We start from the raw sequence: 16,171 nt of genomic DNA, 5'->3' as shown, positions 1-16,171 counted from the left end.
TAAAAAATTATTAAAAAACTTACCAAGGATTCATATTCTTCTGAAATCGAATTGAATCTATTAATCCCTCAGCATAACCTATACTTAAAATGGCAAGTTCGATTTTCCCTTGATCATAAAATGTCTGGGCATCGCTAAGGTAATTTTCTGCATTATCCAGCACAAGCCGATAATCCTTAGTTAACTCAGACATTTCGGATTTTATCATCGAATTTAAATTCGACAGTGCAATTTTTGCATTTGGGATATATTTATCCAGCATACGATTGGCGATTCGAGAAAGTTGTTTAGAATTATCATTTGGAGGATCTAGCATTCTTGTCAAAAATTGAATTGAATCTTCCTCTGTAAAGTGCAGTGCGGCAGGGATAATAACAGAATTAGGACCTTTTTGATAATCTAATTTGAGTAACGTTCCTAATGTACCGGAAGTAATCATGGAATTCTTACTTCCGATTTCACTTGCTACAATTGCATAAGTGCTGGACGACAAATTTATCAATTGCATTTCTTTCTCTCTTTCTAGTAAAAGTTCGATAACTCTTTTGGGTGATAAGAAGAATGGATCAGAACTAGAATTAAAGTCAGTTTTTCCGTCATCATTATTGTATTCGGTTAAAACAAGTGTGTGTAATCCATTACACATGTTTTCATAAATGGTATTATATACAGTGATGGAAGACATTGGATCATTCATCATTGTTACCATTTTGCCAAATTTGTATGGTTGTAAACCCGAATCACCAATCAAAGATAAAATTCCCGAGGAAGAATGAATCGTTCTAACGTCGATTTCTTGTCTTTTTGCCCTCACTAACAATTCATTATAGGTCGTGGCTACTAATGGGTCTCCGTATACTAGTATACAAACATCAAGTGAACGGGCCTTTTGAAGGATATCTCTTCCATCTTCAATATACCAGCGTTTTACAAATTTTACTTCATGATCGGTAGAGAAAGAGCGTATACCGGGATTGTTTAAAATCTCCTTTAACTTTTGATAGAACTCATCTGAAATAAAGCCAGTGAATCTTTCAAGGTATATGACATCACAATTCTTTATAATTTCTAGAGAAGATATAGATAGGGAATCGAATTCAGAGATTCCAATTCCTATAACGTAAAGCATTGTTGATAAGGTTTAATCTATTAATTATTTGAGTGTATAGCATGCTTGCAATCAACCCAGGAAGTTGACCTGTTTACGTGACTTTAGATTGGAGATTCTTGTGAAGTCGTACCATGTGAAGTAAGGCATTCTTATATACTTCAATACCTGCCAAATAGTCTGGAATGAACACCCTTTCATCAATCGTATGAGAGGAATGTGGATCTCCCGGTCCATATGTTACCACGGGAATATTAAGTACGTTTCCCAAAATATTCATGTCTCCTGTTCCCGTTTTCTTTAACAATAATGGTCTTTTCTTTCTATGATCTAAAACTGACAATACCAAAGCTCTGACAAGAGGGGAGGAAATATTAGCTTCAAAGGGCTCAGTCTTATCTTCTACACGATATTTGATTCTCACACCATTCAATTTACCCTGAATTTCTGAGATGCGAGTATCGATTACTTCCAATACGTTATCGCATGTTTTTCTATTAGGAATGCGAATGTCTATAGTCATTCTACACTTCTGAGGGGTAACATTGTGGCTAGATCCACCGCTTATTTCAGTGAGGCTATAGCTTACAAGATCAGCTTTGTTGGTCGAATTTTCCATGTCATTTTCTTCAAACACTTTTTTCAGAGCATTCCATACTTTGTAGGCCTCGTCGATCGCATTTAGTGCCAGCCATGGTGCACTTGCATGCGCACTATTGTCTACATCACACAACAGACGGATTTCAAGACGACCTTTATAAGATATAGTAATATTTTCAATACCACTTGGTTCTCCAAAAATGGCATAATGTGGTTTTAATGTAGCATCTTTAACTAGATTTTTGATACCCGTGGCATTTCCCTCCTCGTCTACTACTGCAGCAAAAACTATTGTACCAGCTTGTTTAGGTATGTCTGCTGCAGCCAATAGCATCGAAACTAAGGGGGCTTTAGCATCTGAGGCGCCGCGCCCATACATGTAATCACCCTCGTGTCTCACTGGAACAATCCCGGGAACAGTATCCATATGACCACACAAGAGAATAATTGGATCGCCATTCCCTCTGATTGCTACCATATTTCCAACGCTATCGATGTTCGCCTGTTCAAAACCAAGGTCCATGCAAATATCCTTCAAGTAGTTTGCAAGTTGAGATTCGGATCTTGAAGGCGTATAGATATCCAGAGTGCTTTTTAAAAGTTCAATGGCAAAGTTTGGTGAGACCATCTTTTACAGTTATTTTTTTAGTAAATTTTCCATATGGTTGATTATTAATTTTGGAATGTCTACACCAGTTACCTTTACAGTGTTCTTGAATTCTGTAGTGTTGTTCACCTCATGAACTACGAGGCCGTATTTTTCACTTTCCATAAGATCCACTCCGACTATATCACCCTTAAAAATCTTCGCAGATCTGATACAGATATCTTCGATATCCTTTGTAATTGGACATGGTAAAGCATGTCCACCCAAAGCCATATTGGTTTTCCATTCATTATCCCCAGAATATCTGTAAATTGCAGCGACAACTTCCTCTCCTATGACGATGGCCCGAATATCTCTTGGTGGACGTTTTACAAACTCCTCAAAGTAACTTATATGATATATAGGGAACATATGCTCTCTATCCTCCAAAACTGTCTTTGCCCCCTCCTTATCATTGATCAATCCTATTAATCTACCCCAACTCCCTACCGTTGGTTTAATTACTGCAGGGTAACCTAACTTATCTAATCCCCTCAATGAGGATTCAGGAGTAAACGCACAGATCGCTTTCGGTGTAAGAATTCCATTCTTGTGTAGTTCTATATGAGATATGAGTTTGTTTCCACACATGAATGCGGTGTACAAAGAGTTTATCATCCTCGCTCCCAATCCTTCTAAACCACCAGTAGAATGCAAGCTTCTAAAATAACTTACAGACCTTTGCAAAATAATTTTATCCTCAAATTCGTTTGAACTATCATTAAGAAATAAAACAAGATCCTTGCAATCAATAGCTTTTAATTCTCGTCCAATTTCCTTAGCCTTTTCAATTATAGATTTCTCCTCCCAACGGATATTATCAAAAAGGATATAGAGAGAAGAAGTATCTTTCCCTATATTTACTGTCCCCAATCTTCTCCAACTACTTGGGCTGGTTTAATGCTGAATTCGTCTCCGGATTTAACCAGTTCAAAACTTTCCCCACAATCCGGACAAGTGACGATTTCGCCTTGCATTGAGTCGGCTGGAATGGGAATCTCTGCGTCACATTCCTTACAATTAACTTTTGCCATTTTCTTGATCCTTGTTATTTTTCACATATTCCTCGTTAAGTATTTTTCTCTCTAATTTTTCGTCCAAAAACAATTCCAAAATGTCACCCATACGCAATTCCTTTAGCCCTCTAGCTAGAGATTCCGAATTCTCTTTAGTCGAGTCCAACCCCAATAAAGATAGTAAATATGCAGATCCATTTTTTCCCGACAACTCTCCAAACACTATCTTGCGCCTGTTTCCTACCAGTTTGGGTTCTATAATTTCGTAGGCTGATGGATTTCTCAATATCGCAGCAAGATGAGTACCTGCCTTGTGTTTATATGAACTATCACCTACCAACGGCTTGGATTCATGAATTGGAATATTTGTATAATCAGATATGGTTCGCGATAGGTCTTTTAACATATGTAATCGAAAATTATTGTTTGATTTGTATATCAAATTAAGAGCAACGGCCGTCTCTGCCAACGTTGGAATTCCTGTTCTTTCTCCTAACCCATCAATAGTGGTATGTATCTGGTCTGCACCCGCATCACAACCAGCCAGTGCATTAGAAAGGGCAAGACCAACATCATTATGACAGTGGACATCAAGTGCCGTTTTCGATGTATCAATATGATCGTATACAAGTTTGACTAAATTATACATTCCACGTGGCCTCATGATTCCAACTGTGTCTGGAATACTGATTCTTTCAATACCCTTTTGGTTCATTTCTTTGCACATATCTAATAGAAACTCGGGATCTGTTCTGCTCGCATCCTCCATAGTAAATCGTGATTTGAGGCCATGAGATTTTATATAATCAACAACCTCCAGCGCTCGTATTTTCGCTTCCTCCCTGGAAATTCGAAGTTTGGCTACTAAGTGGATATCAGATATCCCCATATATGTAGCGACCCATTCTGTGTCACAATCTAATGCCCGATCTACGTCAGACCTTATCGCTCTTACATGAGCTACAATATCGGCGGTCAATCCCTGTTTCATGATGACCTTGGTGGCTTCATGATGATCCTCTGAAACAATAGGGCTTATTTCTATCTGATCAACCCCAAACGAATCTAACATCCAAGCGATCTGGATTCGCTGTTTGTTTGAAAATGAAACTCCCGGATGCTGCTCGCCTTCCCTTAGAGTCGAGTCCAATATCCTAATTTTTTTTCTATCCCTATCTGAATCATTGTATTGATGCGCAAAATAGTTAGGGTCATCTGTTTTTAGTGACATTCTCTGTATAATCTTACTATAATCGGATATTTAAGGTATGTTTTCGCTAAAAAAGAAACCTGTCTCAACTTGGCATGAGTTACCACTAACTCAAGTAAACTATCTAAATCATCCAATCTATGAAATACATTACTTGGAATTTCCAAGTGTTCTTAAAATGATTACAGTATTGGTATCAGATACCCCATCAATTTTTCTTATTTCATCAATATAAGAATTTATTTCAAGAATAGTAGGTGCAGATATAACAGTAGCAATATCATATTGACCTGTAATTTCATACACTGTCTCGACACCAGCTAGTTTTAACAGTTGACTAGAGACAGCAGAGGTATCTGCTATCGAACTTACAGAAATCAGCGTGATGGCACTAGTTTTATTGGATGGTCCCATCTCAACAGTAAACTTAGTGATAACTCCAGACTCTTGTAAGTTCTTAACCCTGCGGCGTACGGCTGATTCAGACATTCCTATCAAAGTAGCAATTTCAACAAAAGGCTTTCTAGAATCATTTTTTAGAATACTTATAATCTTTGAGTCAATATTGTTCAAATTAGTTTCAACCAAATCGCCTCTTCTCCTCTTTTTGAATAAGAATCTCGATCAATTGCAATGACTTGTTCACTTCTTCTTCGTTCATAACTAAAGGTGGCAATAATCTTAAAATGTTTCTGCCAGAGTAAAGCAGAAGAATGCCGTGGTTAATACCATCAAGGAGGATATCTTTAACATCAAATCTCATTTCTACTCCTAACATCATTCCCAAGCCACGAACATCACGAATAATCTTATGATTCTCTTTTAATTTAATTAACCCGTCTTTAAAGATTTTGCCAACTTTTTCTGAATTTGTGACCAAACCATCCTCAACTAAAGCATCAATTGCTGCAGATCCAGCGGCACAAGCCAATGGGTTACCAGCAAATGTAGACGAATGTTCCCCAATTTTTAAGGAATTTAGTATCTCTGGCCTCATGGTTGCTAATCCCATTGGGACACCCCCTGCGACTCCTTTGGCTAAACACATTATGTCTGGTTCAACATCCCAGTGTTGCCCTGCCCACATTTTTCCGGTACGCCCTAGACCAGATTGAATTTCGTCGAATATAAGGACAAGACCTTTGGCAGTGCATATTTCTCGAATAGATTTCAAAAAATTCGGAGGAGGCATAATTATCCCAGTTTCTCCTTGAATTGGTTCTACGATAATAGTTCCAATATTACTTTCAGATCGGGTAACAATTTCAGAAATCGATTCAACTTCAGAGTAGGAAATAAATTTTACACCTTCGAGTAAAGGTAAAAATGACTTGCGATATTTTTCATTATAAGTAACAGATAATGATCCAAAAGTTTTCCCATGATAACCACCATTTAGCGCTATGATTCCACTTTTACCTGTAAACTTTCTTGAAAATTTTAGAGCGGCTTCAACCGCCTCGGTTCCACTATTAGTAAAAAAAGTGCTTTGCAAGTTTTTTGGCGCAATGCTATTGAATTTCTTTAGGAAACGCAAACGAACTTCGTTGTAAACAGACATGTGACAAGTAATCAGCTCATGGCATTGTTCTGTTATAGCTTGGACAACGCGGTCATTGCAATGACCCACAAGAGCCACCCCGTAACCACCCATGCAGTCAAGGTACTCGCGTCCATTGGTATCCCAAACTTTGCATCCTTTTCCTTTTATGATACTTACTGGAAATCTTTGATATAGATTACCTACATAAGACTCTTCAGATTCTAAACTCTGCATCATGATATCACTGTACAATTTTTATTTTCCAAAGCCATCTTTATAGGATTCTGTACGGAACCGGAGGCTATTATAGCTTTTTTCACTCCCATGGATAATGCCTCGGTACATGCAAGTACTTTTTTTCCATACCTGGACCAATCTTTGGGAGTAAAGTTTTTGCTTCGTCAATCGTCAGCTTTGTAACCAATCTATCACCCATTAGTAATCCATTTACATTGGTGATGAAAATTACAACCTCTGCATTTAGCGCGCCGGCTACGTTTGCAGCAGCCCTGTCTCCATCAATGTTTAAGAATTCATATTCCTCACTTAGAGCGATAGGGGAGATGATGGGGATGTAACCGTTGTCGAGTAGGGTATTAGCTAAATGGGGATTGACATTTGAAACTTTGCCAGTAAAACCACCTTCTATAATCATTTTTCTTCCCTTCTCATTTAGGATAAGTAGTTTCCTTTTTCTTTCCGCTCGAATCATTTCACCATCAATACCGGTTATGCCAACCGACATAATTCCTCGACTTTCCAGCATTGCTGTAATATTCTTACTAATTTTTCCCGACATTACCATAGTATAAATCATTGCCGTTTCCTTGTCAGTATATCTACTTCGTTTGCCATCTGGAGAAACGATAAACTTTTGTTCCTTACCCATTTTGTTTGCAATCTCTGTTACATCTTTACCTCCACCGTGAACGATAGCTATTCTATTATTCTTTACTAATTCTTGAAAATCATCAAGAATAGAAGGGTTTAAACCCTCTACAATACTACCTCCTATTTTTATTACAATCATACTGGTGTTACAGGAGTAAATCTTAAGCCAGTCATTTCATCAAATCCAGCCATCACATTAAGGTTTTGAATAGCAGACCCAGCCGCCCCTTTCATTAAGTTGTCTGATGCAGACATCGCTACGATTCTGTTATTATCCTCGTCTAAATCAAAACCCACGTCACAAAAGTTAGATGCAATTACAAATTTTGGGTCTGGAAATTTATATATTCCATTCTTGTCCCTGATAAGCCTAACAAATATTTCATTGCCGTAAGCATTTCGATATAACTTCCACAGTTCCAGTTCGTTAAGTTTCTTTTTCAAGAAAGCATGATTGGTTGTGAGAATGCCACGAACCATATTAACTGCGTGCGGGGTCATGCTAACATGTATTTTTTTGTTTCCTAACAAGTTTAATTCTTGTTCAATTTCTCCCGTGTGACGATGTTTAGCAGGCTTATAAGGACGTATAACACCATATCGCATGGCATGATGAGTAGCTGATCCAGCCTGTCCCCCTGCACCTGATGAGCCTATCTTGCTGTCTACGACTATATGATCGGTATCAAGAACATCATTTTCGATTAAAGGTTTCAAAGCTAAGAGGGAAGTAACTGCCATACAACCAGGGCAAGCGACCAGCTGTGCATTCTTAATTTCCTCACGATGAAACTCAGGGACACCGTATACAGATTTTGAAAGCATATCAGGATATGGATGTTCCCAGCCATACCACTTTACGTAATCTTCAGGATTTTTTAACCTAAAATCAGCAGAAAGATCTATTATCTTTATACCTCTTTTATACAAGTCATTGACTATTTTATTAGATTTACCGTGAGGCACGGATACAAAAACTATATCACAACTATCTGTTAACTTGTCTATATCGAGATCTGAGAATGTAAGGTTAATGAAACTCTTTAAACTAGGATGAATTCGGTGGACATATTCGCCGGCCTTTTGTCGCGAAGTAACCATTGATACCTCTACCTTTGGATGAGTAACTAACAATCGCAGCAATTCTCCGCCGACGAAACCAGAAGCCCCTATTACACCAACTTTCATTTAGAATACTCCAACTTGTCTGTATTTATCTTCCCTACAAATAAAAAGTATTTAGCGACAAATAATTTCATTAATAATAAATCGTTTGACAATACTCATTTAAATTTTTTTTTTATTTTAGGAATATTTTAAGTTGTGGTATGGCTTTTTGCATATTCAACAATCATATCAGCAATGTCAATTCCAGTCGCCAAGCTAGCTCCCCTGAATTCCACAGTGTTATTAATCTCGTGTACTAATAACCCTCTTTCTTCATCCTCCATCATATCTATTCCCAAAATTCCCGTTCCTACCACATTAGCAGCTTTTAAAGCCAAGTCTTCTAATTCCTTTGTTATCTCGAGATTCGCTGCCTTTCCCCCTTTAGCAACGTTTGTTCGCCATTCATCCTCAGAAGAATAACGATATACAGCTGCTACTAATTTATCTCCCACAACAATGCAACGAATATCTCTTGGAGGCCTATGAATCAGCTCCTGAAAGTAAAAGATATTTGAAAAGGGACTAGTACTTTCCTGTCTCATTTCGATTATTATTTTTCCAGTTTCCCTATTTCTAACAGGAAACACTCCACGCCCCCATGAACCAATTACTGGTTTGAATACTACAGGATTCTTTTCAAAATTCAAAGATTCTATAAATTTGAATGCAGAATCAGAATTAAATGAAAAATATGATTTAGGTGTCGGAATGTTATTTTTCTTAAGTATCATAGAAGTTAAAAGTTTGTTACCACATACTTCTCCTATTTTCGAATCATTAATTACATTATAACCACATAATTCTAAACAATATGTCAAAAACTGACCCCGAAAGTGGCTAATACTTCTTTGTAACAGAACATCCGCAAACTCTCGATGACGTAATTCTAGATAATCAGTATCCATAATGATATTTCGAGAGTCTATTAGTTGAACGTCAAGTCCTTTTTTGATGGCAGTATTGTATAATGCTTTTTCCTCAAAGCGCAACTTATCAAACAAAATGTCTAATTTGACCATTTTTATGCCTTGTTTTTAGAAATCATTTTGTTAGCTGCGGAAGATTGAAGTCCCCAAAGAGTCACAAAGCCTGATGCCAATCTCTGGTCAAAATTAGAGTTTGACATGTACGTAATGGCGTCATTGTCGTATAGTGAAAACGTTGATTTTCTCCCCACCACACGATAGGAGCCATTATGCATTTTAATCTTTATCTCCCCAGTAACCCGTTCTTGTGTCTTTGCAATAAACGCATTTAAATCAGTCAAGAGTGGGTCCAACCATAATCCAGAATAAGCCAACCAGGCCCATTGATCGTCAACACTGAATTTGAAACGAAGTTCATTGTGGGTCAGGACTAATTTTTCCAGATCTTTGTGAGCTTCTACCAAAACCAAGGCAGCAGGGGCCTCATATACTTCTCGGGATTTTATCCCCACAACTCGGTCCTCTATATGATCAATTATTCCTACTCCAAATGCACCCGCAACATCATTAAGTTTTTTGACAAGTAGACCAAGTTCCATCCTTGTTCCATCAATGGATATGGGCACTCCTCTCTCAAAACCAATAGAAACATACCCGGCAGAAGTATTATTCTGTTTTACAAATTTAAAAGCATCATCTGGTGGTTCGTTCTCCAAATTTTCTAAGCTACCACCTTCTATTGCTCTTCCCCAAAGGTTTTCGTCAATGCTGTACTTTTTTGCAACCGCTGATATCTTGATGTTATTTTCATTTGCATATTCTAATTCTTTATCTCTAGTCAGGTTCATATCCCTTATAGGAGCAATAATATTCAAATTAGGATTGAGGGAACGGATTGCGATATCAAACCTTACCTGATCGTTCCCTTTGCCCGTACAACCATGAGAGATAGCATTTGCATTATGTTCCCTTGCAACTTCAACAGCTTTCTTCGCAATTAGTGGTCTAGCAATCGCGGTTGCTAATGGATATTTTTGTTGATATAATGCATTCGCTTGTATAGCAGGAGTAACATAATCATTAAGAAATTCTTGTTTCGCATCTACATAAACATGCTCAACAGCCCCAAGGTCAGCTGAAACTTTATTAATGTCCTTAAAATCATCATTCTGTCCTACATCAACTGTAAGGGTAATAACATCAAGATTGTGCAAGGATTGAAGATATTTTACACATACGGATGTATCCAGACCACCCGAAAAAGCAAGGACTACCTTATTCATTAATACGCGTCGATAGTGATAATTAATAATTTAATTCTTGTGAATCAAAAATTTGTGATGATAATGAATTTGAAGTTAAAACAGTTAATAATTAGCAAAAAAAAATTTATTTAGGTTGTCTAAACTCCGATTTCCTTTGCCAGTCTTATGATTTTCTTTCCTTCTTTTGTCAACTTATTATAGGTCTTGTTCTTTACGTTACTTCTCTCTACTAGTCCCTTGTCTTCAGCTTTAATAAGCAATTTATGACCATACCCATAAGCGCCCAATTTCTTCAAAAGGTCTCTTGTAGAATATTCTTTCTCACCGATTGTCTTTATCAATTTTACTAATGCTCTTTCTTCAATCATTATTTTGATTAAATTTGCGTCACGCATGATAGTAAAGATGAACTAAGGCTATTTATTAGTTACTTTTTATGGCAACAAATATCGATATTGTTTAAAGAATATTGACACATTGTATGAAAGGGTAACAAAGAATTCTACAAAGATTTACAGAAAATTCCAGTAGACAAGAATTTTTGTGTTTATACAGATGTAAAATCTGTTAAATAGATTATGAAACAAAAATTTTTAAGCCTCTAGGAAGCCAAAAAACATATGAAGATCACTGTTTCAGCAATTAAGGCAGATATAGGAGGAATTGGGGGACACACGCGACCGAGCGATAAACTGGTGCAAACAGTAAGAGATTTTGTGAACCAGAATGGAAAAGGGATTTTGATTGACAGTTACATTGGATACACAGGTGACGACATTCACATCATAATGACCCATACCTTAGGAATAGACAATAAACAGATTCACAAGCTTGCATGGGATGCCTTTACTGAAGGGACCAAGATTGCTAAAGAGCAGGGATTATACGGCGCAGGTCAAGATTTACTTAAAGATTCATTTTCAGGAAACGTGAAGGGAATGGGACCGGGCGTCGCCGAGATAGAGATGGATGAAAGACCTAGTGAGGTTTTTTGTATTTTTGCTGCCGATAAGACTGAGCCAGGAGCCTATAATTTTCCTTTCTGGAGAATGTTCGTAGATGCTAGAAGCAATACAGGTTTAATTATTAATGAAGAATTGGCACGTGGTGTTATTTTTAGGATAATGGATGTGATGACTGGCAAGATAGCTGATTTAAAATTATGGAATGAGAAGGCTGAATTAGAAGCAGCTCTAATGTACCCAGGAAGATATGTAGTACATTCCGTTTTATCTCACCAAGGTGAACAGATTGTATCTTGTTCTACTGATAGACTCCATAATATAGCGGGAACCTATGTAGGTAAAGACGATCCAATTGCAATAGTAAGAACCCAAAAGAATTTTCCAGCAACGGAGGAGGCTGGAAGTGCATTTAACGATCCCCATATAGTTGCAGGAAATACGAGAGGTAGTCATCACATGCCTTTTATGCCAGTCATGTTGAATTCACCGGCCAGTTTGAATTACTCAATCCCAATAGTATCTTGTCTGCTGTTCAGCATGCATAATGGAAAGCTCACTGGTCCTCACGATGGGTTTGGAACTGCTGACTGGGATCATCAAAGAAGATTGGCTTCTGAACGAGCTATGGTTCTCAGGGTCCAAGGATTTATTCACCCAGCCACACTAGTTCCAGATGAATTAGAATACAATAAAGGATATGAGGCACGAATGTCTAAACTAAATGAGAAATTCAAATGATCAGGAACAAATCAGATGTTTGTGAATAAAGGGCCATTCATAATCAATTTAAAAAATTATTTGGAGATTTCGGGTGAAAAAGCCCTTCTTCTTACAAGGGAAGCTGAGAAGGTCAGTCATGATCTGGGAGTTAGAATAATAGTATCACCTCCACAAGTACTTCTTGGTTGGGTATCTAAAAGTACGACGCTTGAAGTTGTAGCTCAACATGTAGATGCTAATCAAATAGGAGCCAGTACAGGTTTTTCGATACCCGAAATGGTAAGAGATGCCGGAGCAATTGGTTCAATAATTAACCATAGCGAACATCCAGTTGAATTAACCATGATCGCAGACATATTAAAACGAATGAGGTCTTTAGACCTTGTTTCTATAGTTTGTGCAAAAAACTTTGTTGAATTAAAAGAAATAAGCAAATTGGAACCAGATTACGTTGCCATTGAACCCCCCGAATTGATCGGTACTAAAAGATCTATATCAACAGAAAAGCCCAAGCTGATAAGCGAATCATTCCAGTATTTACAATCCAGTGCTCTTAGAACAAAGTTGATTTGTGGAGCCGGAATTAATGCACCGGAGGACGTACGGATTGCATTAGATTTAGGATCTTCAGGGATACTTGCAGCTAGTAGCATTGTAAAATCAGATAAATGGTATGAAAAGATATATGAACTAGCAGTACAATTCAAAGATCCTAAATAAGTCCTTAAATCGGTATTAAGAATGAATATTATTCGGAATTGATGTAACCAATGTACAAGAAATACAACCTAGCAGATGTCCAACGCAATGTTATTGATCTACTTCAAAATAATAATCCAATGTCTACTTCCGAAATCGCAAAGTATCTGGGTACAAATCGAATCACCATCTCAAGATATCTTGATATTTTATACTTTCAAAAAATTATCAATAGAAAAAAAATTGGCTCTGTGAATTTTTGGTTTTTGCACCCTGGGATAGCCAACTTGGATTCTCAAGATGAAAATTTCTTAGATGTTCAACAAAAACTAATTGGAGCATTGCTGAACGGTAAAAAGGAAATTGCCGAAAATATTGTTTTAAGTTTAATCAATCGCAACATCAATTTGAGGAAGATAGTTTCCAATGTCTATTTGCCAGTGCTAAACACAATTCTAGAATTATATGACAGGGGAAAAATTGGCAAGACAGAAAAGATCCATCTGTGTAGTAATCTTTCCAATTCGGTAAGGATTCTTGGGAATGTTTTGAAGGTAAATAATACTAGATTCGGGGATTCTCAAATTATAATCATTTCAGGAGATGATGATTCACTTCCAATATGCATAATGTTAGAGATATTGACGAATAAAGAAGGTATCAATTCCATACTAATAGGGAATGTAGAAAACTATATCGATCCCTTTTTTGATATTGATTTACAACGTTATGTAAACAAGCTTTCCAAGAGAACGAGTGGAAAATCAGTTATAGTAGTGATTTCAAACAACGAAACATCCATTAGGTTCCTATATTCAACGCTCATTGAAGTTGAAACTCAAGTTAAGGATCAGATTTTTATCTTTTCTAACAAGTTATTGAAAGATAAACTAGAAAAGAATGTACTTGGAGCAAGGATGTACGCAGATTTTGAAAAGCTACTCAACGACCTAGAACAAAAAATAGCCAGATGAGTTCGAGTGTTGAATTATGCGTACTGAGCCTTTATTTTTTCTATCACTCTCTCATGCTCAGGGCTCTTCTTTCGTGCATATCGTTCCATTGCACTAAGCGGAACTCCTCCCAAAGTCCTGGCAAGAGTTGCAAAAAAGACTTTCTTTATTGGATCATTCTGACCAACCTTATGCATAAACTTGTGAATCGCATATTTGAAGTTGTGTTGCCAAGTTTTATACATGACCCCGAGTTTGGCGGGATCCATTGTGTTACCAATATCGAAAAAGTCAGATTTTTCCAACAAGCCGATCGGAACAAAGGTCAATGGAGTAACAGTAAATTTAGAATCTGGCTGTTCCTTTTCGAGTTGGTGAATGAGCTGGATTGTCTCCCAGCTATCATCTGCATTCTCGTTATTATCCAATCCCATGATAAGTGTAAAGGCCGGGACCCAATAATTCTCATTCAACGTCTTTACACCTTCCTTCACAACCCAATGCCATTCAGAAGGTCTAAATGGAGCAAGTTTTCGGTCCGCATACTTGCCTATCAATCTAATACTACCAGTCTCAAAACCACATTGGACTCCTATATGATTAGAGGGACCGGCTTTTATTATCTTTGAAACATTAGGAATTAGTTTCTCATCAGCAATGGCCCCTGCTAATGTTCCATGGGTAGGATTGGTATGCTCCACACCCGTTTCCATTATACCTTTGAATAATTCTTCAATGGCCTCACGGTTTGGTTGCATATTCTTTGTTGTTCTAGGGTTAAGTCCATATACAAAAATGTCATCGCTATGTATCCATGCGTTCTTCAATCCTCCATATTTCATATTGACTTGAATTTCACGTTGCACTTTTTCCACAGGATAGTAACGTAGCGGTCGAAGAGTTACATCACAAAATTTGCAACCTCTTCCGCATCCCCTCATCACTTCAACCATTCCGTGCATGCTTGGATTGACTATTTCAGGTATTTCGTCAACGCTAGGCTCTTTTGAATAATGAATGAATCGACCATGATATTTTCTACCATTTCTATCAAATTCTTTGATTTCTACTTTAAATTCAGATTTCTTAAAGGGATTCGCTGTTTCCAATTCATTATTAATTAAAGAATCAAAAAATCTACCTCCGGCGCCATCAATTTCGGGCCCAATACCCCCTAAATCTCCTTCTACAATAGCATAAAGGCCATATTCTTCTATTTTTGCCGGATCATAGTTGTACTGCCAAGTACCAGAGGCTCCAACGACAACCTTTGCCTTGCTACCATTTTTTTGTTTGGCTGAATTGATGCGATGATGTAAATCACGATTATAAAATTCTGCATATGACATTTGCTTTCTTCCATAAGTGAAAGTCATAGTAACTGGTCCCATGCCAAGTGGGTCCATTTCGTAAGTTCCTACAAATTCCGTTTGAGGTCCTATGAATTTATCAATGTGGTCAGGATGAGCAACCACAACATCTTCCTTGGCATAGCCATCCCGTAGCAAAGCGGCTTCAACTTTCCTCAATCCATATGGAGCGTAATCGGCCAAACCATTAGAATTGGCAATTGGATTACATATAAAATCAAAGAGTAACTTTGGAGTAACTTGATTACCTAATATTTTATACCATATTGAATCATGACTACGATTTGGATCCAGTGCAGGAGCACATCCAAAAAACGATGCTAGTGAAATTCCTCTGTAGGGAGACATTAATGTTCTATCGGCAGTAAGAACGACCTTTGGATACTTCATATTATATGTTATCTCAAAGTGTAGGAATCAAAAAAGATAATTAAAGTTTTCTTATTTATAACCCAAAAATATTATAAAAAGATTAAATTAGTACGAAATTATTTCTTGGCACCTAATGTCCTATTTTTTAATCTCATGTGACTTCCTCGGCATTTTCTGCATCGAGTACCACCAATAGGATTTTTTGCACCGCAATCGAAACAAATTCTAAAGAATAATCGTCGCTGCTGAGCTATTTGTTTTTTAGTTACATCGGTAATGGGCATTATAAACATTCTTTAGGGCATACCCATTTTTATCTTTCTATTTTATTTTTTTATGCTAAAAAATTTATTAGTAATCAAACTGCTTTAAAATGATGCCAGATTACTTTGAAGTAGATAGACTAGCAGAGGATATAGCAAAGATTTATGCATCCCAACTTGCAGTATCCTTGTTTAAGGTCAGAAACGAGAAGAATCCATCGAAAGAAGAATTTAGGGATACAGTTATAGATTTTATGAAAAATTTCGAGTATTCTATCGGAAAATTTCCAGACACAGAAGAAGGAATCAAATTTAAACAACATTGTAAAGATCTGCTTCAGAAGGAAATTGGTATTGTGAAAGAAGGAAAGAACAAAGAAGTAGAAAAAAGACACAAATATTATACAGAATACAATTGATTATGAGATCAGATATCGAAGGGAAACATTTTATA

At 37.1% G+C, this 16,171-nt stretch carries 17 protein-coding genes and 1 pseudogene; 4 read left to right on the top strand and 14 right to left on the bottom strand.

Features of this window, described 5'->3' with window-relative positions:
• Nucleotides 1-19 precede the first annotated feature (19 nt).
• From dph5 to ACMT7R_RS11790, 12 genes and pseudogenes are all read right to left on the bottom strand, one after another.
• Entirely contained in the window at nucleotides 20-1,129 is a 1,110-nt protein-coding gene (gene dph5 / locus ACMT7R_RS11845; protein ID WP_415312150.1) for a diphthine synthase, read from the bottom strand.
• Nucleotides 1,130-1,202: 73 nt separating this feature from the next.
• Nucleotides 1,203-2,336 (bottom strand): M20/M25/M40 family metallo-hydrolase, encoded by a 1,134-nt coding sequence (locus ACMT7R_RS11840; protein WP_415312148.1) that lies wholly within the window; start codon nucleotides 2,334-2,336, stop codon nucleotides 1,203-1,205.
• Between the two features lie 9 nt (nucleotides 2,337-2,345).
• Nucleotides 2,346-3,227 carry a lysine biosynthesis protein LysX gene (gene lysX / locus ACMT7R_RS11835; RefSeq protein ID WP_415312146.1) on the bottom strand — a complete coding sequence of 294 codons (882 nt, stop codon included), beginning with the start codon at nucleotides 3,225-3,227 and terminating at the stop codon, nucleotides 2,346-2,348.
• Entirely contained in the window at nucleotides 3,215-3,388 is a 174-nt protein-coding gene (lysW/argW, locus tag ACMT7R_RS11830; protein WP_144730454.1) for an alpha-aminoadipate/glutamate carrier protein LysW, read from the bottom strand. The genes lysX (ACMT7R_RS11835) and lysW/argW overlap by 13 nt, the downstream gene beginning before the upstream one ends.
• Nucleotides 3,375-4,601: a LeuA family protein gene (locus tag ACMT7R_RS11825; protein ID WP_415312143.1), complete on the bottom strand. Its 1,227-nt coding sequence runs from the start codon at nucleotides 4,599-4,601 to the stop codon at nucleotides 3,375-3,377. Before ACMT7R_RS11825 ends, lysW/argW begins: the two co-directional genes overlap by 14 nt.
• A 129-nt stretch (nucleotides 4,602-4,730) precedes the next feature.
• Nucleotides 4,731-5,168 carry an AsnC family transcriptional regulator gene (locus ACMT7R_RS11820; RefSeq protein WP_415312141.1) on the bottom strand — a complete coding sequence of 146 codons (438 nt, stop codon included), beginning with the start codon at nucleotides 5,166-5,168 and terminating at the stop codon, nucleotides 4,731-4,733.
• Nucleotides 5,161-6,357, bottom strand: coding sequence for an aspartate aminotransferase family protein (locus ACMT7R_RS11815; protein ID WP_415312204.1), 1,197 nt, complete (start codon nucleotides 6,355-6,357; stop codon nucleotides 5,161-5,163). The genes ACMT7R_RS11820 and ACMT7R_RS11815 overlap by 8 nt, the downstream gene beginning before the upstream one ends.
• Nucleotides 6,357-7,153: pseudogene (locus ACMT7R_RS11810) on the bottom strand ([LysW]-aminoadipate/[LysW]-glutamate kinase). Before ACMT7R_RS11810 ends, ACMT7R_RS11815 begins: the two are co-directional and overlap by 1 nt.
• Nucleotides 7,150-8,202 carry an N-acetyl-gamma-glutamyl-phosphate reductase gene (argC, locus tag ACMT7R_RS11805; protein ID WP_415312139.1) on the bottom strand — a complete coding sequence of 351 codons (1,053 nt, stop codon included), beginning with the start codon at nucleotides 8,200-8,202 and terminating at the stop codon, nucleotides 7,150-7,152. The pseudogene ACMT7R_RS11810 and the gene argC overlap by 4 nt, the downstream one beginning before the upstream one ends.
• Nucleotides 8,203-8,330: 128 nt before the next feature.
• Nucleotides 8,331-9,203, bottom strand: a complete 873-nt coding sequence (gene lysX / locus ACMT7R_RS11800; protein WP_415312137.1) for a lysine biosynthesis protein LysX — start codon at nucleotides 9,201-9,203, stop codon at nucleotides 8,331-8,333.
• 2 nt (nucleotides 9,204-9,205) lie between these two features.
• Nucleotides 9,206-10,393 carry an argininosuccinate synthase gene (locus ACMT7R_RS11795; RefSeq protein WP_415312136.1) on the bottom strand — a complete coding sequence of 396 codons (1,188 nt, stop codon included), beginning with the start codon at nucleotides 10,391-10,393 and terminating at the stop codon, nucleotides 9,206-9,208.
• Nucleotides 10,394-10,512: 119 nt separating this feature from the next.
• Entirely contained in the window at nucleotides 10,513-10,770 is a 258-nt protein-coding gene (locus ACMT7R_RS11790) for a hypothetical protein (protein ID WP_134485267.1), read from the bottom strand.
• Between the two features lie 225 nt (nucleotides 10,771-10,995).
• Here ACMT7R_RS11790 and ACMT7R_RS11785 point away from each other — a divergent pair, with 225 nt between their 5' ends.
• Genes ACMT7R_RS11785 through ACMT7R_RS11775 form a run of 3 tightly spaced genes read left to right on the top strand, consistent with a single transcriptional unit; the run spans nucleotide 10,996 to nucleotide 13,733 of the window.
• Nucleotides 10,996-12,078, top strand: a complete 1,083-nt coding sequence (locus ACMT7R_RS11785; RefSeq protein ID WP_415312135.1) for a fructose-1,6-bisphosphatase — start codon at nucleotides 10,996-10,998, stop codon at nucleotides 12,076-12,078.
• A 15-nt stretch (nucleotides 12,079-12,093) separates the two neighbouring features.
• Nucleotides 12,094-12,780: a triose-phosphate isomerase gene (gene tpiA / locus ACMT7R_RS11780; protein ID WP_415312133.1), complete on the top strand. Its 687-nt coding sequence runs from the start codon at nucleotides 12,094-12,096 to the stop codon at nucleotides 12,778-12,780.
• 50 nt (nucleotides 12,781-12,830) lie between these two features.
• Entirely contained in the window at nucleotides 12,831-13,733 is a 903-nt protein-coding gene (locus ACMT7R_RS11775; RefSeq protein ID WP_415312132.1) for a B12-binding domain-containing protein, read from the top strand.
• A gap of 14 nt (nucleotides 13,734-13,747) precedes the next feature.
• On the opposite strand, the gene ACMT7R_RS11770 is transcribed toward ACMT7R_RS11775, so the two are convergent.
• Nucleotides 13,748-15,472 (bottom strand): B12-binding domain-containing radical SAM protein, encoded by a 1,725-nt coding sequence (locus ACMT7R_RS11770; protein WP_415312130.1) that lies wholly within the window; start codon nucleotides 15,470-15,472, stop codon nucleotides 13,748-13,750.
• Nucleotides 15,473-15,570: 98 nt separating this feature from the next.
• A complete protein-coding gene (locus ACMT7R_RS11765; RefSeq protein WP_415312129.1) occupies nucleotides 15,571-15,738 on the bottom strand; it encodes a 50S ribosomal protein L40e in 168 nt (55 codons plus the stop codon).
• A gap of 89 nt (nucleotides 15,739-15,827) precedes the next feature.
• On the opposite strand from ACMT7R_RS11765, the gene ACMT7R_RS11760 reads away from it, so the two are divergent.
• On the top strand, nucleotides 15,828-16,136 hold the full coding sequence (locus tag ACMT7R_RS11760) for a hypothetical protein (RefSeq protein ID WP_281722410.1): 309 nt from the start codon (nucleotides 15,828-15,830) through the stop codon (nucleotides 16,134-16,136).
• The last annotated feature ends 35 nt before the right edge of the window (nucleotides 16,137-16,171 follow it).

It is taken from the genome of Candidatus Nitrosocosmicus sp. FF01, assembly GCF_047711275.1.
Lineage (GTDB): Archaea > Thermoproteota > Nitrososphaeria > Nitrososphaerales > Nitrososphaeraceae > Nitrosocosmicus.
The sequence above is the reverse complement of the archived record's forward strand: the minus strand, read 5'-3'. Positions and strand labels throughout refer to the sequence as shown.

Coding starts and splice junctions, on each gene's coding strand:
- dph5 (WP_415312150.1), bottom strand. CDS start 1,129: ATGCTTTACGTTATAGGAATTGGAATCTCTGAATTCGATTCCCTATCT.
- ACMT7R_RS11840 (WP_415312148.1), bottom strand. CDS start 2,336: ATGGTCTCACCAAACTTTGCCATTGAACTTTTAAAAAGCACTCTGGAT.
- lysW/argW (WP_144730454.1), bottom strand. CDS start 3,388: ATGGCAAAAGTTAATTGTAAGGAATGTGACGCAGAGATTCCCATTCCA.
- ACMT7R_RS11825 (WP_415312143.1), bottom strand. CDS start 4,601: ATGTCACTAAAAACAGATGACCCTAACTATTTTGCGCATCAATACAAT.
- ACMT7R_RS11815 (WP_415312204.1), bottom strand. CDS start 6,357: ATGCAGAGTTTAGAATCTGAAGAGTCTTATGTAGGTAATCTATATCAA.
- argC (WP_415312139.1), bottom strand. CDS start 8,202: ATGAAAGTTGGTGTAATAGGGGCTTCTGGTTTCGTCGGCGGAGAATTG.
- lysX (WP_415312137.1), bottom strand. CDS start 9,203: ATGGTCAAATTAGACATTTTGTTTGATAAGTTGCGCTTTGAGGAAAAA.
- ACMT7R_RS11795 (WP_415312136.1), bottom strand. CDS start 10,393: ATGAATAAGGTAGTCCTTGCTTTTTCGGGTGGTCTGGATACATCCGTA.
- ACMT7R_RS11790 (WP_134485267.1), bottom strand. CDS start 10,770: ATGCGTGACGCAAATTTAATCAAAATAATGATTGAAGAAAGAGCATTA.
- ACMT7R_RS11785 (WP_415312135.1), top strand. CDS start 10,996: ATGAAGATCACTGTTTCAGCAATTAAGGCAGATATAGGAGGAATTGGG.
- tpiA (WP_415312133.1), top strand. CDS start 12,094: ATGTTTGTGAATAAAGGGCCATTCATAATCAATTTAAAAAATTATTTG.
- ACMT7R_RS11775 (WP_415312132.1), top strand. CDS start 12,831: ATGTACAAGAAATACAACCTAGCAGATGTCCAACGCAATGTTATTGAT.
- ACMT7R_RS11770 (WP_415312130.1), bottom strand. CDS start 15,472: ATGAAGTATCCAAAGGTCGTTCTTACTGCCGATAGAACATTAATGTCT.
- ACMT7R_RS11765 (WP_415312129.1), bottom strand. CDS start 15,738: ATGCCCATTACCGATGTAACTAAAAAACAAATAGCTCAGCAGCGACGA.
- ACMT7R_RS11760 (WP_281722410.1), top strand. CDS start 15,828: ATGATGCCAGATTACTTTGAAGTAGATAGACTAGCAGAGGATATAGCA.